The 15,108-nt window shown below is 63.5% G+C and carries 14 protein-coding genes; 7 read left to right on the top strand and 7 right to left on the bottom strand.

Annotated elements, in window-relative coordinates:
• Window positions 1-78 precede the first annotated feature (78 nt).
• The 5 genes from OW521_RS19040 to OW521_RS19020 all read left to right on the top strand — a co-directional run bounded on the left by OW521_RS19040 (window position 79) and on the right by OW521_RS19020 (window position 4,042).
• Complete coding sequence (locus tag OW521_RS19040; RefSeq protein ID WP_268021124.1) at window positions 79-1,035, top strand: J domain-containing protein; 957 nt, start codon at window positions 79-81, stop codon at window positions 1,033-1,035.
• A 39-nt stretch (window positions 1,036-1,074) separates the two neighbouring features.
• Entirely contained in the window at window positions 1,075-1,542 is a 468-nt protein-coding gene (locus OW521_RS19035; protein WP_268021123.1) for a tRNA (cytidine(34)-2'-O)-methyltransferase, read from the top strand.
• Window positions 1,543-1,761: 219 nt separating this feature from the next.
• Window positions 1,762-2,358 carry an ECF RNA polymerase sigma factor SigK gene (gene sigK, locus OW521_RS19030; protein WP_326494042.1) on the top strand — a complete coding sequence of 199 codons (597 nt, stop codon included), beginning with the start codon at window positions 1,762-1,764 and terminating at the stop codon, window positions 2,356-2,358.
• Between the two features lies 1 nt (window position 2,359).
• Window positions 2,360-3,226, top strand: a complete 867-nt coding sequence (locus tag OW521_RS19025; RefSeq protein WP_268021122.1) for an anti-sigma factor — start codon at window positions 2,360-2,362, stop codon at window positions 3,224-3,226.
• 54 nt (window positions 3,227-3,280) lie between these two features.
• A complete protein-coding gene (locus OW521_RS19020) occupies window positions 3,281-4,042 on the top strand; it encodes a MerR family transcriptional regulator (RefSeq protein ID WP_268021121.1) in 762 nt (253 codons plus the stop codon).
• Between the two features lie 87 nt (window positions 4,043-4,129).
• Here OW521_RS19020 and OW521_RS19015 read toward each other — a convergent pair whose 3' ends face one another.
• From OW521_RS19015 to OW521_RS18990, 6 genes are all read right to left on the bottom strand, one after another.
• On the bottom strand, window positions 4,130-5,503 hold the full coding sequence (locus OW521_RS19015) for a GntT/GntP/DsdX family permease (RefSeq protein WP_268021120.1): 1,374 nt from the start codon (window positions 5,501-5,503) through the stop codon (window positions 4,130-4,132).
• Window positions 5,500-6,045: a gluconokinase gene (locus OW521_RS19010; protein ID WP_268021119.1), complete on the bottom strand. Its 546-nt coding sequence runs from the start codon at window positions 6,043-6,045 to the stop codon at window positions 5,500-5,502. The genes OW521_RS19015 and OW521_RS19010 overlap by 4 nt, the downstream gene beginning before the upstream one ends.
• A gap of 74 nt (window positions 6,046-6,119) precedes the next feature.
• Complete coding sequence (locus tag OW521_RS19005; RefSeq protein WP_268021118.1) at window positions 6,120-6,899, bottom strand: PIG-L deacetylase family protein; 780 nt, start codon at window positions 6,897-6,899, stop codon at window positions 6,120-6,122.
• Between the two features lie 5 nt (window positions 6,900-6,904).
• Window positions 6,905-7,858 (bottom strand): electron transfer flavoprotein subunit alpha/FixB family protein, encoded by a 954-nt coding sequence (locus OW521_RS19000; protein ID WP_268021117.1) that lies wholly within the window; start codon window positions 7,856-7,858, stop codon window positions 6,905-6,907.
• A 15-nt stretch (window positions 7,859-7,873) separates the two neighbouring features.
• Window positions 7,874-8,674 carry an electron transfer flavoprotein subunit beta/FixA family protein gene (locus OW521_RS18995; RefSeq protein WP_268021116.1) on the bottom strand — a complete coding sequence of 267 codons (801 nt, stop codon included), beginning with the start codon at window positions 8,672-8,674 and terminating at the stop codon, window positions 7,874-7,876.
• Window positions 8,675-8,929: 255 nt separating this feature from the next.
• The gene (locus OW521_RS18990) at window positions 8,930-10,600 is read right to left on the bottom strand and encodes a S1C family serine protease (protein WP_268021115.1); all 1,671 of its coding nucleotides are present in this window, start codon (window positions 10,598-10,600) and stop codon (window positions 8,930-8,932) included.
• 331 nt (window positions 10,601-10,931) lie between these two features.
• Here OW521_RS18990 and OW521_RS18985 point away from each other — a divergent pair, with 331 nt between their 5' ends.
• Together OW521_RS18985 and OW521_RS18980 are read left to right on the top strand one after the other, a co-directional pair.
• The gene (locus tag OW521_RS18985) at window positions 10,932-12,989 is read left to right on the top strand and encodes a TPM domain-containing protein (protein WP_268021114.1); all 2,058 of its coding nucleotides are present in this window, start codon (window positions 10,932-10,934) and stop codon (window positions 12,987-12,989) included.
• 100 nt (window positions 12,990-13,089) lie between these two features.
• Window positions 13,090-13,878, top strand: coding sequence for a PspA/IM30 family protein (locus OW521_RS18980; protein WP_268021113.1), 789 nt, complete (start codon window positions 13,090-13,092; stop codon window positions 13,876-13,878).
• 61 nt (window positions 13,879-13,939) lie between these two features.
• Here the strand turns inward: OW521_RS18980 and OW521_RS18975 are convergent, their stop codons facing one another.
• Window positions 13,940-15,076, bottom strand: coding sequence for an acyl-CoA dehydrogenase family protein (locus OW521_RS18975; RefSeq protein WP_268021112.1), 1,137 nt, complete (start codon window positions 15,074-15,076; stop codon window positions 13,940-13,942).
• Window positions 15,077-15,108: the final 32 nt, after the last annotated feature.

Here is a 15,108-nt window from a genome sequence, read left to right as displayed (position 1 = left end):
GCTGGCTAGACTTGCCAAGATCGCCACTCCGCACCGGGACGGCGGGAAACTTCAGAATTTCCAGAGAAAGGCCCGTGGTTGGCTGAGGGCAGCAGTTCCCACTATCAGGTCCTCCGGGTCCCCGTCACTGCGACGGACAAGGAGATCAAAGTGGCCTACCGAAAGGCTGCGAGGAACGCCCACCCGGACCATGGCGGGGATCCTGAAGTCTTTCGGCAGGTCACGCTCGCGTACGAGACCCTGATTGATCCCAAACGACGCGCGGAATACGACCGCCGCTACGCGAGTGGCGCTTCCGGCAGGGCAACCCCCTACCCGGCGCAAAGACCGAACTACGGCGGGGCCGGCGCTCCCGGAAGGGAAACCCGCACCACCGGAGTCCACAGGCCGAATGCCCCACGCAACACCGCCGGCGACGCCCCCGTCTATGTCCCGCCCTTCGATGATCCACACGAGGTTCCCCTCATCTCCAAGGGCGAGGCCGCCCTGCAGATCCACGGGATTCCCCGGAAGCGTGGAATCTTCGGCGCCGAAGCCCGCATTCAGCGCGAAATGCGGACGGTCCAGCTCATCAGCCGCCAGATCCTGCCTGCCATCCCCTCGGCCCGCCTCATCAACGGTCTCCGCTCCCCCTCGGACGACAGCCACATCGATCACGCCTTGCTTGCCGGATACCGCCTGGCGTTGATCGGCTCCATGCTCCTGCCCAAGGGCGCCTATGCCTGGGACGGGGTGGCGCTCAAGCACGGCGGCCGTTCGGTGCCGCCGCCGCGACTCGAGCTGATCGTGCGCCACATGCAGGAGATCTTCCCGGAACTGAACGTGACGGGCTGGGTGGTAGTCCACAGCCCGGACGGCAACCCGCACGAGCCGGTCATCGACCACTACCGGCGAACAGACGGAGATTTCGGTTCGGTCCAGATCGTCAACGCTTCCGGGCTGGCCCGCGGCCTCAAACAATTCCTGGGTTCCGGCCCCGTGCCCAACACCGTGGTTGTCCCGGTGCTCGCCCGGCTGCTGCGCGGCATGCACTGAGCTGCCCAAGCGGGCACTTCCGCTGGCTAGGATTGGTACGTGTTCCGCATCCTCTTCCATACTCCTGAAATCCCGGGCAACACGGGCAACGCTATCCGGCTCGCCGCCATCACCGGCGCGGAGCTCCACTTGGTGGAGCCGCTGGGCTTCGACTTCTCCGACGCGAAGTTGCGCCGGGCGGGGCTCGACTATCACGACCTCGCGGTGGTCACCGTGCATAAGGACATTGAGGCGGCGTGGGCGGCCTTGCAACCCGATCGCGTTTTCGCCTTCACGTCAGACGGCGAAGCCTCCTATGCGGACATTTCGTACCAGGAGGGCGACGTGCTGCTATTCGGCCCGGAATCCGTCGGGCTTCCGGAGTGGCTGAAACAGGACCCGCACGTCACGGCCCGCGTTCGGCTCCCGATGCTGCCATCGCTCCGCTCCCTGAACCTGGCCAATGCCGCCTCGATCGCCGTGTACGAGGCCTGGCGTCAACACGGCTTCGCCGGGGCGAAGCTCTAGCGGGCTGGCCTAGCCGTCAGGATATCCGCAAGGGCACCGACGCGGATCACCCATCCAAAGCTCCCACGGCATCGAATACCCTATGCAGGCACAAACATCCTGCGGAGGCACCAAGTGCCGGGAAAACGGCGGGCCATGGAAGGGGCGCACGTGACTACTCTCAGGACTCGGACTGCTCCTGGCGCTGCCCGTGCCGCCGGCAACCTATGCTGGACGGTGATGGATACACCGAATGTGCGAGGCCCCGAGGCCCCCGGCCTGATAGCCGGCTCCAATGCGCAGCTTGCGGAATTGCTGGGTTTGATGGCCGACGGCGACCAGGCAGCCTTCAGCGAGTTCTACCGGCTCACCGCGCGGCGGGTCTTCGGCATGGCCAAGCGCGTCTTGGTGGATGCCGGCTTGAGCGAAGATACCACCCAGGAAGTTTTCATTCAGGTCTGGCAGAACGCGGCCAAATTCAATCCCGAGGCGGGCAGTCCCCTCGCATGGCTCATGACCATCACCCACCGGCGCGCGATCGACCGCGTCCGCTCGGCCCAGTCCTCCACGGACCGCGAAGCGAAGTATGGTGCCGCGAGCCAAATCCTTGACCACGATTCCGTGGAAGAGGAAGCCAGCAGCCGGCTCGAGGCCGAGGCTGTCGCCCGTTGCCTTGGCACCCTTACGGAAACGCAATTGGAATCCGTGAAGCTTGCTTACTATGGCGGGCTCACATACCGGGAAGTCGCGGAACAACTCGGTGCCGCGATTCCTACGATCAAGTCCCGCATCCGCGATGGACTTCTCCGACTCAAGACTTGCCTGGGGGTGAGCTGACATGACCGACCACGACGATAACAATCAGAACTTCGGGAAAGACAGTTACCTTCGCAAGATGTTCGCCACCGACATAGCCACAGATCTTGCCAAGGGACGGGCCTTGGAACTCGCCGAGATCTATGCCCTTGACGCGCTGAGCGATGCCGAGCGCACGGAAATCGACAACTACATTGCCACTGCGCCCGAACGCTCGGCATTCCTTGACCGGGTCAGGCAAACGCGGGAAACGCTCGCCACCTCTTTCACGGACGAGGCCGAGCCCCGCCCCGGCCTGTTGCAGGACATTCTGCTGCAACTCCCCCAACAACCACGCCTCGCATCCGCACCGTCGCCGGCTGCCGAAGCCTCGGCTCGCCCCACAACGCAGGTTTCTCCCGACGTCGTGGACCTCGCGGCGGCCCGGGGCCGACGGGATCGGCGACGCTTCGGCGGCGTCCGCGGTTGGGTGGCAGCCGCCGCGGCTGCTGCAGTGATTGCGCTTGGCGGGGTGGGCGTGGGTGTCTACGTAGCCGGGCAGAACGATCCCGTGAACCAGGTCCTGCAGGCCGGCGATGTCCGGCAAGCTACCGTCAACGTCAACGGCGGCGGCACTGCCACCGTGTCCATTTCCAGCACGAAGAACGCTGTGGTGGTCCGCATGAACGGAGTTCCTGCTCCCCCCGCCGGCAAGGTCTATCAGATGTGGCTCATTCCCAAGGACGGCTCCGACCCCGTATCCCAGGGACTCATGGACGCCGAAGCCCTGAGCCATCCGGCTGTGGTCGCGGGCATTTCCAGCGCTGCTGCCATCGGCATCACCGTGGAACCCGTGGGCGGCTCGAAGAAACCGACGCTCCCCACCGTTGCGGCAGCACCTCTCACGTAAGTTCATCGCAACAACGCTTGACCTTGACGTAGCGTCAACTTCTACGCTGGATATATGAAGCAGGACAAAGCCGATACGTGGACCATTTCCGAAGTGGCCAAAGCCAGCAAAGTTTCCTCGCGGACCTTGCGGCACTACGACCAGCTCGGACTATTGGAGCCTGCCTATACCGGACACAACGGCTACAGGTACTACGGGCAGCCCGAACTGCTGCGCCTGCAGCGCATTCTCCTGCTTCGTGAACTTGGCCTTGGGCTCGAGACCATCGGCGAAGTTCTGGATGGCCAGGCCGATCCTGCGGAGGCGCTTGCCGTACACAGAAACTGGCTGCTGGCTGAGCGGGACCGCCTGGACCGGATGTCCCGGACGGTCGACGCAACTATCGCAGCACTACGTCAAGGAGAAACAATGACCGCGGAGAATATCTTCAAGGACTTCGACAACAACCCCTACGAAGCCGAGGCGCGCGAGCGCTGGGGCGACCGGGCCGTCGACGAGAGCAAAGCACGCCACTCGGCGATGACACCAGCCCGGAAGCAGGCGTTCATGGAGGAGTACGCGGCCCTGAACCAGGAACTCGCCCGCTGCTTCGACACCGCCCTTCCGGCGGACCACCCAGAGGTCCAGGCCGCCGTTGACCGCCACTACAAGTGGATCTGCGCCAGTTGGACACCGAACGCCGAATCCTACGTGGGCCTGGGCCGGACGTATGTGGAGGACCCCCGGTTCACCGCTAATTACGACAAGGTCCGGGTCGGCCTGGCGCCCTACCTGCTGGAAGGCATCAAGATCTACGCGGCAGAAAGACTCAGCTAGGGCATCCCGCTGAAAGCCGACGGCGGCCCGCCTCCCCCATGTGGGGAGCCGGGCCGCCGTCGTACTTGCCGCTGTATGCAGCCCCCGCTAAATGATCAGCGAGAGCACCATGATGAAGGCGAAGCCGACCACCGAGATAAGCGTCTCCATCACCGACCAGGTCTTGAAGGTCTGCCCGACGGTCAGGCCGAAGAGCTCCTTCACGAGCCAGAAACCGGCGTCGTTGACGTGGGACAGGAAGAGCGAACCCGCACCGATGGCCAGGGCAAGGAGTGCCGCGTGCGTTGGGCTCAGGCTGCTCGCCAATGGAGCCACGATACCGGCGGCCGTCACAGTGGCGACTGTCGCCGAGCCCGTCGCCAGGCGGAGGGCCACAGCCACAATGAAGCCCAGGACCAGCACGGACATGTTGGCGCCCTCGGCCCATTTCTTGACGGCGTCACCGACGCCGGCACCGATCAGGGTCTGCTTGAAGCCACCGCCGGCGCCCACGATCAGGAGGATGGCGGCGATCGGTCCGAGGCTGTCGCCCAGCTTGGCCGTGATCTTGGTGCCGGTGAATCCGACGGCGTATCCGAAAGTCACCATGGCGGCGAGTACGGCAAGGGTCATGGCCACGAGAGGCTGGCCCACGAAGTCCAGGACCGTACGGATCATCGGAGCATGGGCGGCATCGGGCCAGACGATGTCCGCCACGGCCTTCAGGAGCATGAGCACCACCGGGAAGATGATGGTCAGCAACGTGACGATGAAGCTTGGCTGACGCTTGACATCGCTGAGATCGACGGCGTGCTTGGTGTCGACGCCGCCGGCCACCGCGGGAGCATCCACGGGAACCCAGCGCGCAGCCAACCGGGAAAACAGCGGACCACAAATGATGACTGTGGGAATGGCGACCAAGAGACCCAGTGCCAGCGTGGTGCCCAGTTCGGCCTTCACCGCGCTGATGGCGATCAGTGGTCCTGGGTGCGGCGGCACCAGGCCGTGCAACACGGACAGGCCCGCCAAAGCCGGGATCGCGATGCGCATGAGCTTCATCTGCGAGCGTTGGGTGACCAGGACGATCACCGGCAGGAGCAGGACCAGACCAATCTCGAAGAACATCGGAAGGCCGATGATGACTGCGACCAAGGTGATCATCCAGACCACCTTGTTGCCGCTGGCTTTCTCCAGGAGGGTGTCCACCACACGGTTTGCTCCGCCGGAATCAGCAAGGAGCTTGCCCAACATGGCGCCGAGTGCAATCAGGATGCCGACCTCTTTGAGGACGCCACCCACGCCGTCTTCGAAGTTGCTGATGACCTTGGCCAGTTCCACTCCGGATGCAAGGCCGACAAAGGCCGAGCCGAGCACCAGGGAGAGGAAGGGGTGGACCTTGAATTTGGCGATCAGCAGGACGATCAGCGCAATGCCGATAGCCGCAACCACAAGGAGTTGGGTATCGTGCCCGGTCCAGTTCACGCTGCATCTCCAGTTGTGTGTGCTGGCTGTGCCTCAAGGCCGAGCCGTTCGATGATTTCGTCAGCTTCTTCAGCCGGAGAAGCTGAAACGCACAGCGAGATGTGGTTCTCGTCCTCCGTGGGCTTCTCCAGTGCGTCGAACTGGGATTCCAGCAACGAGGGAGGCATGAAGTGGCCGTGGCGCGAAGCCAGCCGATCGGAAATCTTGTCCTTGCTTCCTTGGAGGAAGACGAACACGACTCCCTCGCCGCGAAGGACATCGCGGTAACGCTTCTTCAACGCCGAGCACGTGATGATGCCCGGCTTTCCAACTGCTGTGCGCTCCTTGATCCAATCGGCAATGATGTCCAGCCACGGCCAACGGTCCTCATCGCTGAGTGCGTGCCCTGCCTGCATCTTTGCCACATTCGCTTCGGGGTGCAGGTCGTCGCCTTCGGCGAGGTCCCAACCCAGGCGGCCGGCCAATACGCCGGCCACTGTCGATTTACCGGAACCGGAGACGCCCATGATCACCAATACCGGTTGTTGTGCAGTCTTCGCCATCAAAGTCTGCCTTCCTCAATTAAATATGATTTAAACGAGACTAAGCATATGACACAGGTTACACATCAGCAATTTCAGAAACCGGCGATGGTTCCGGAGCCGTTGACTTCCACTACATGGAACGCCTCGGCGCCCCGTCCGGCCACCATCCCGGCGCGCGAGGCATTCCGCTCCAGCATGCCCCGGACAGCGCGTTCCATGCCTTCCAGGTCGGGATGCTGGCTCGCATGGATCCGGATCGCGGCGAGCTTGGCGTCAACGTGTCCTGTGACTTCCACGAAATAGTTCTCACGGGTTTCCGGACCGGCAAACAGCCATAGCCACGGCACCTTGTAGGCCCCGAGTCCGGCCTCCGCGAGTTCCGGGTAAGCGAACGGGTTTTCAACCGCGGGATACACGGCCCGGGTCACGATTTCCCCCACAGCAAGGTGGTCCGGGTGGCTTTTCTGGATCCGGTCCCAGTTGCGTTCCGGGTGCATCGCCAGGACGACGTCGGGACGGATTTCGCGGATCAACTTCACTACTTGCCTGATCACTTCATGCGTCGGTTCCAGGTAGCCATCACGTTCGTGGAGGTAGTGCAGGTCCGTCACGCCGACGAGGGCCGCAGCTTGACTCTGCTCCTCCGCGCGCATGGCAATGATCTCGTCACGGTGGGCCGGATCGAAGCCCCCGGCATCGCCGTCGGTCATGATGCAGTAACTGACTTCGACGCCGGCAGCAGTCCAGGCAGCGATGGTACCGGCCGCGCCGAAGTCGATGTCGTCCGGGTGGGCGGTAAAACAAAGCACCCGCTCAACGCGCTCCGTGGAGGCGTTGAACGGGCTCTTTGTTGACGTAGCGTCAGATGACAAAGGGATCAGCCTTTCCGCTTCTTGATCTCTTCGGTGGCCTGCGGAACAACCTTGAAGAGGTCGCCGATGATGCCAAAGTCCGCGATTTCGAAAATCGGCGATTCCGCATCCTTGTTGATCGCGACGATCACCTTGGAGGTCTGCATGCCGGCCTTCTGCTGGATGGCACCCGAGATGCCCGCCGAGATGTAAAGCTGCGGGGAAACGGTCTTGCCCGTTTGGCCTACTTGGTAGTCATGTCCGATCCAGCCTGCATCCGTGGCTGCTCGGGAAGCCCCCAGTGCACCGCCCAGCGCGTCGGCCAGTTCTTCCAAGGGACCGAAGTCGCCATCGACGCCGCGGCCGCCTGCAACCACAATCCGGGCTTCGGTGAGCTCAGGACGGCCACTGGCAGGCTTCTCGGCGCGGCCGGTGATCCGTGCGGCGTTCGCCGTGGCATCGGCCGGGACGTCGATAGTGACGGCTTCAGGCGTGCTTGCCGCGGCCGGGGCCTCGACGTCGACACTGTTCGGCTTGACTGTGAGCACGGCGACGGCAGTGCGAGCCTTGGCCGTGGTGGTGTACGAGCCGGCCAGGACCGACTTGTGGGCCGTGCCATCGGCGTCGACGCCCACAACATCGGTGATGACACCGGCGTTGAGCTTCACGCCGAGGCGGGCTGCGATTTCCTTGCCATCCGCCGTGTTCTCCAGCAGGACAGTTTCGGCCCCGGAGGCGGCAACAGCCGCGGCAAGGTATGCGGCTTTCGGCGCGACGAGATAGTCGTCCAGGTCCGTAGCGGATGGCCGGTAGAGAACTGAGGCTCCGTGCGACCCCAAGGCGGCGGCGACGTCGTCGTGCAGTTCGCCGTTGAAGGCGACTGCCGCCTCCCCGAGGGAACGGGCGATCGTCAGGAGTTCGAGGCTGCTCTTCTTGAGCGCCGATCCCGGGTTGTCAATGAATACAAGTGCTTTTGCCATGTGTCTGGAATCCTCTTAGAGCAGCTTCTGGGCGGCCAGGAACTCAACCAGCTTGATGCCGGCGTCGCCTTCGTCAGTGATGATGGTGCCCGCTGTGCGCGGCGGACGCGCCTCTGCGGTTTCGACGGCGGTGAGCGAACCCGCGGCGCCTACCTGTGCGGCATCGACGCCGATGTCGGCCAGGGTGAGTGCCGTGATTTTTTTCTTCTTGGCGGCAAGGATGCCCTTGAAGTTGGGGTATCGCGGCTCGTTGATCTGGTCCGTCACGGATACCAAAGCCGGCAAGGTTGCCTCGACGGTGTCCGCGTGGGCGTCGCCGTCGCGGCGGGCGACTACGCGTTCGCCGTTGACTTCAAGGGAAGAAGCAAATGTGACCTGCGGGAGCCCGAGCCGCTCGGCGAGCTGGGCGGGAACCAAGGACGTTTCGCCGTCGGTCGAGGCCATGCCCGTCAGGACAAGGTCCACAGGTGCGTCTGCGGCGAGATACCGGATTGCTGCGGCGAGGGCCAGCGAGGTGGCGGCTGCATCGGAACCGGCCAACGCATCATCGCTCAAATGCGCACCCGAGGAGGCTCCGATCTGCAAAGACTTCTTGATGGCGTTCACGGCGCCGGCGGGGCCCATGCTGAGGGCGATGACCTCATTGCCTGCCTTCGCACCCCCGCGGGCCTCGCTGAGCTGCAGGGCGGCTTCAAGCGCATACTCGTCCAGTTCGGAGAGGATGCTCTCGTCGCGGTCCGTCGTGTTGCCTGGGCCGGTGAGGTGTCGGTCGAACTGCGCGTCCGGGACGTGCTTGACCAGAACAACAATCTTCAATGTGTCTCCCACTGTGTTCGAGGCAGCCTTCCATACTCGGGGATGGCCAGCAGCTGGCGGCATGGCCAAGAGTGCCCAGCGTAAGGGCTCGTCCTAGCTAAGCATATTGCGGGACAAGTCGGGCAACGCCGTGTACCCGCGTTAACTCCTGTTTCGTGGATCACTCCCGTTCGCCGGGCTAAGCACACGACGGCGGGCGGCACTGTTCTGGTGCCACCCGCCGCCGTCGATTACTAACTTATTGCCGATGGAACGCTACTGTGCGGCGTCCAGGGTCACATCGAGCTCCTGCGACTGGCCGCCGCGCTGGATGGTCACCTTGACCGTTGAACCTGCCGGCCGCTCGCGGACAGCCGCGGTGAGCTGATCGGGATCGTTGACGTCCATGCCTGCGAACTTGGTTACGACGTCACCCACCTTGATACCTGCCTTCTCGGCGGCGGAGCCCCCGGTCACGCTTGCCACCTGCGCGCCTATCGAGAACCCGGAGGTGCTTCCTGTGGCCGACTTGGGCTGAACGCTGACGCCGAACTGCCCATGGCTGGCCTTGCCCGACTTGATGATTTCGTCAGCAACACGCTTCGCGTTGTTGATGGGGATGCTGAAGCCCACACCGATGTTGCCGCTCGACGAAGACGAGGAACTGTTGCTGCCGGCCGAGGCGATCGCCACGTTGACGCCGATGATCTCACCCTTGGCGTTGACCAGGGCCCCACCGGAGTTGCCCGGGTTGATGGCTGCATCGGTCTGGATCACGTTGAGCGAAACGGTGCCCTGGCTCGCACTGCGCTGGCTTTGGCCACCGCCTGGAGGAGCGAACTGGAATCCGCCCTGGCCGCCACCCTGCGAGCTGTCAGAGCCGCCGTTGGGAACAGCCGAGGACGCCACACTGATGGTGCGGTTGAGCGTAGACACGATGCCGTCGGTGACGGTGCCCGGCAGCCCGAGAGGGGCGCCAATGGCAACGGCGTTGTCCCCAACGTTGATCTTGCTCGAGTCACCGAGCGTAGCCGGCACCAGGCCCGAAGCGTTATCCACCTTGATGACGGCGAGGTCCGACAGCGGGTCCGTACCTATGACCGTCGCCTTCATGACGCGTCCATCACTCAACCGCACTTCAATCGCGGCGTTGGCGCTGGCGCCGTCGAGGGTCACCACGTGGGTGTTGGTCAGGATGTGTCCCTGATCATCAAGGATGATGCCGGAACCCGTGCCGCCCTGGCTTCCACTGGAAGCCATGATGGTAACGACGCTGGGCGAAGCCTTGGCTGCTGCTGCCGTGATGGCGTTGACGTCGTCCTTGTTGTTGACGATCACCGTTCCCGTCTGGCTGCTGCCGGCCGCGATCTGGGTCCGGCTGCCGAACAACTGATCACTGGCGGCCACCACGCCGCCGCCCACGAGCCCTGCCGCCAGGATGCTGGCCACCAGGGTCCCGACGCCGAAGACTGGCTTGCGCTTGGGGCCGGCCGCTGGACCGCCCGGGTGGGCCGCTGCCGGGAACTGCTGGGTGGGATAGTGCTGCGCGGGATTCGGTCCACCGTAGAAAGGCTGGTGCTGCGGATATGGGTGCCCCTGGCCTGCGGCGTAGGCCGGGCGCTGGGGTTCCGCGTGCTGCGGCGGCGCGCTGTGCTGGGGGGCGCCTTGCTGTGGCGGGTTGTTCTGGGGAGCGCTGTTTTGAGGCGCACTGTTTTGAGGCGCACTGTGCTGCGCCTGGATCTGTTCGGTGGCGCTTTCGGCCGGGCCCTGAGCCCAAGGTGCCGCAGTCTGCGCTGTGAAATCCTGACCCGGCTGGTATGCCGGCAGCGGCGCCGTAGGCTGGGAGCTTGCTTGCTTGTCCCCCTCCGCCTTGCCGTTGCTCTCAGGACCATGGTTCTTGGGGCCATTGTTCTCAGGCACGGCGCCCTGTGCTGGGTTCTCCGTCATGGGACTTCCTTTCTTCCTCGTCCCCTTAACTATCGTCGCTCTTGCTGAATCAAGAGTCGACGTTCGCTGGGAGCTTGCTGAACGCCGTCCTAGGAACGGACATGTGCCCCGAGTGGCCCCGGCTAGCCCCTTCAACGCTGGGGCAGGCCAGATCTCTCCCCGTTTCGCTGGCGGCATATTTACCGCTGTGGACGCTCCAAAAGGTGCACCATAGAATCAAGTGGAATTGCCACAGCGACCTGCGGCTTGACAACCATGCGTGGGGGCGCTGATGCATTCTGTTTCGATTGGTCCGGCCCGGACCAATCGCAGACGTGCTGAAGGGTTGCACATGCGGTCAATGTTGAAACGTGTACTCGCCATCATCGGCCTGGCTGGAATGCTGGCCCTCCCGGCCGCAGCAGCCTGGGCCGCTGACCCGGTGACTATCCCGTCCGGCCAGAACATCACTGACGACGCCGGCGTCCTTCGCGACAAGACTGCGGTTCAAAACGCAATCAAGTCCCTTTACAGCGAACACCAGTTCAACCTGTATGTCGTCACTGAAAAGACCTTCACCAACCCGGCCACGCCCACCGACTGGGGCAATGCGGTGGCAAAGAAGAAGTCCTTCGGATCGACGGACGTCCTGCTGGCCATCGCCACGGACGAGGGCAAAGTGAATATCACCCGTGGCCCTGGAAGCAAGATCACTGATTCCCAGCGTGACGACATCCTCAAAAACGCCGTCCTCGCAAACCTTGTGCAGGGCAAAAAGAACTACGACCAAGCAGCGATTGATGCCGCCAAGGCCATCGGCGATACCCAGAATTCCGGCGGGGGCACTGCGGTACTCATCGGTGCAGGCGTTGTTGCGGCTGGGGGCGTTGGCACATACCTGTACTTCCGCAACCGCCGCAAGAAGAGCCCGGCATCCAGCGCGAGCTACGGCCCGCAGGCAGAGCAACTGGATCCCCTTGCCTCCTTGAGTATCCCGGAATTGCGGCGCAAAGCTGGATCCCTGCTCATCGAAGCGGATGACACCATCAAGTCCAGTGAGCAGGAACTCGGCTTCGCCCAAGCGCAATACGGCGATGCCGCCGTCGGGAACTTCACCAAGGCCTTGCTCGATGCGAAAAACCACATGACCGAGTCCTTCAAGCTGCAGCAACAGCTCGATGACCAGATCCCGGACACCGAAGAGCAGCAGCGCAGTTGGCTCGGCGAAATCATCCGACGTTCGGAGGCGGCCCTTGAGTCGTTGCGCGAGCAGAAGGCCGATTTCGACTCCCTGCGTGAGCTTGAGAAGAACGCACCCCAGGCTTTGGCAGCCGTTGCTGCCGGCGCCAACGAGGCGGAGGCGAAGATCAGCAGTGCCGAGGAATCCCTCAGCGGCCTGCGCGAAAAGTACGCAGACAGTGCGCTTGGCCACGTGAGCGACAACATCACGCAGGCCAAGGACCGCCTTGCCTTCGTTCAGAACGCAACAAGTACAGCCAAGGAAAAGCTGGCGGCAGGGGAAAGCAGCCTTGCCGCAGTGGCGGTCCGCGCCGCGGAAGAAGGCCTGCACCAGACCAACGTGCTGATCGGTGCCATTTCCAAGGTAGCGGACAGCCTCGACGAAGCCCGGAACTCGTTAGAGGGTGCGGTGGCGGAGACCAGCCAGGACCTCGCACAAGCCAAAGCGATGATCCAGTCCGGCGAGCACCCGGAACTGGCCGGTCCGGTGGCCGGAGTCGAAGCCGCGCTGGCTCAGGTCAAGGCAGAAATCCAAGGCGGCAAGATTGATCCCATCGCCACCTTGGACCGGGTGGAGAGGGCACACCAGGCCTTGGACCAGTCCCTCTCGGGAATCCGCGATCAGCAGGAGCAGGCGCGGCGCGCACAGGCCTCGCTTCAGCAGACGATCATGGCTGCTCAGTCCCAGATCAGCGCAACCTCGGACTACATCGCGGCGCGGCGCGGCGGCGTTGGCCCCGAGGCCCGTACCCGATTGGCCGAAGCCCAACGGAATCTCGACTACGCCCTGTCCATTTCCCGCAATGACCCGGTCACCGCGCTGACGTATGCTCAGCAGGCCCAGGCGCTTGCGGCACAAGCCGCGCAACTTGCACAGTCCGACGTCGATCAATTCGGCGGTTTCGCCAACCAAGGCTACGGACGTGGCGGCATGTTCGGCGGCGGGGGCAGTGGTGGTGGCCTCGGCGGAGCGATTCTCGGCGGCATCCTCATCAACTCCATCCTCCACGGCGGCGGAGGCGGCTGGGGCGGTGGGAATAACGACGACGGAGGCGGCGGAGGTTTCTTCGGCGGCGGCGACGGTGGTGGAGGCGGAGGCTTCTTCGGCGGCGACGGCGGCGGTGGCGGTGGCGGCTGGGGCGGCGACGGCGGCGGAGACGGGAGCTTCTAGCTCACGAAGGCTAGGTGGGGGCCAGTCCCCCACGTAGAGCGGTACAAGAACTGATCACTGGATTCAGTGGGCACCACTGAGCAGGACGAAAGGCAACACCATGGTTAAGCAGTCCATTTTCGGGCGGATAGCGCAGCTCGCCAAGGCGAACATCAATGCCTTGCTCGACCAAGCTGAGGACCCGCAGAAGATGCTGGACCAGATGGTCCGCGACTACTCGAACAACATCGCCGAGGCCGAGTCCGCCGTGGCGCAGACCATCGGCAACCTCCGCATGCTCCAGGCCGACTACAACGAGGACATTAAGAACGCCCAGGACTGGGGCAACAAAGCCCTCGCAGCATCCCGCAAGGCGGACGAGTACCGTGCTACCGGTAACGCGGCCGACGCCGTCAAGTTCGACAACCTTGCCAAGGTGGCCATCCAGCGCCAGATGTCGGCCGAGAACCAAGCCAAGGCCGCCGAGCCCAACATCGCCTCCCAGTCGGAAGTCGTGGACAAGCTCAAGAGCGGCCTGGACCAGATGAAGGGCAAGCTCAACGAGCTCACCAGCAAGCGCAACGAGCTGATTGCCCGTTCCAAGACGGTTGCTGCCCAGACCCAGGTGCACGACGCCCTCAAGAGCATCGACATCATGGACCCCACCAGCGAGGTTGGCCGCTTCGAAGAGAAGATCCGCCGCGAAGAAGCCAAGGTGCTCGGCCAGCAGGAGCTTGCTGCTTCCAGCCTGGACGCACAGTTCAACCAGCTTGAGGACCTGGGCGAGCAGACTGAAATCGAGGCTCGCCTGGCGGCCTTGAAGTCCGGCGGTTCGAAGGCTGCGATCGGCGCAGGCGCTACCGCTCCGGCAGATGACACGGTGGACGAAGCCGACTTCGACAAGCTCTGATCCAACCAACAGAATGGCCGGACCTCCATCGAGGTCCGGCCATTCGTACTTGCTGCGTGCTTTAGGCCCCGACGGCAAGCCGCCCGACGATCAGCCGCATGATTTCGTTGCTGCCTTCCAGGATCTGGTGGACGCGCAGGTCCCTGGCAATCTTCTCCAGCCCGTATTCGGACAGGTATCCGTAGCCGCCATGCAGCTGGATGGCCTTGTTTGCCACGTTGAAACCGGCATCCGTGGCGACGCGCTTGGCCATCGCGCACAACCTCACGGTGTCCGGGGCGCCACGGTCCAAGGCGTCAGCGGCTCGGAGGATCAGCGTCCTGGCAGTTTCGAGTTCAGTATCCATGTCGGCGATATCAAACAACAGCGATTGCTGGTTGATGAGTGGCCCACCGAATGCCGAGCGTGACTTGAGGTAGGCGATGGACTTGTCCAGCGCCGCCTGGCCGCCGCCCACGGAACAGGCACCCATATTGACGCGGCCCCCGTTGAGGCCCTTCATGGCGATGCCGAATCCGCTGCCTTCCTCGCCAAGGCGGTTGGCCACGGGTACCCGTACGTCCTCGAAGATGACCTGGCGGGTTGGCTGCGCATTCCATCCCATTTTCTTTTCGTTCGGGCCGAAAGACAGGCCCGGCGCGTCCGCCGGCACCACGATTGCTGTGATTCCTTGGCTTCCCGTGTCCGCAGTCCGGGCCATGACCACATAGATGCTGGAAGCACCGGCACCCGAAATGAACTGTTTGGTGCCGTTAAGAACGTAACTGTCGCCGTCGAGCACTGCTTTGGTGCTCAGCGCCGCGGCGTCGGAGCCTGCTCCCGGCTCCGTGAGGCAATAGCTGCCCAGGGCTTCCATGGACGCAAGCTGCGGAACCCATTGGGCCCGCTGCTCATCGTTGCCGAAAGCGTCGATCATCCAGACCACCATGTTGTGGATGGAGATGTACGCGGCGATGGTGGGGTCTGCTTTGGACAGTTCCTCAAAGATCAGCGCAGCATCCGTGCGCGTAAGCCCTGAACCGCCGAACTCTTCCCGGACATAAATGCCTCCCATGCCAAGGGTGCCCGCTTCCCGAAGGACGTCCACCGGGAAATGTTTGGTCTCGTCCCATTCGGCGGCGAACGGGGCGATGGCAGTCTTGGCGAAGTCGCGCACCATCTCCACCACCGCTTGCTGGTCTTCCGTGAGCTCAAACATTGGCACTCCTTCTGCAGTTCTTCCCAGTTTTC

The organism is Arthrobacter sp. MMS18-M83, from assembly GCF_026683955.1.
GTDB lineage: Bacteria > Actinomycetota > Actinomycetes > Actinomycetales > Micrococcaceae > Arthrobacter.
This window is presented reverse-complemented; position numbering and strand designations above follow the sequence as displayed.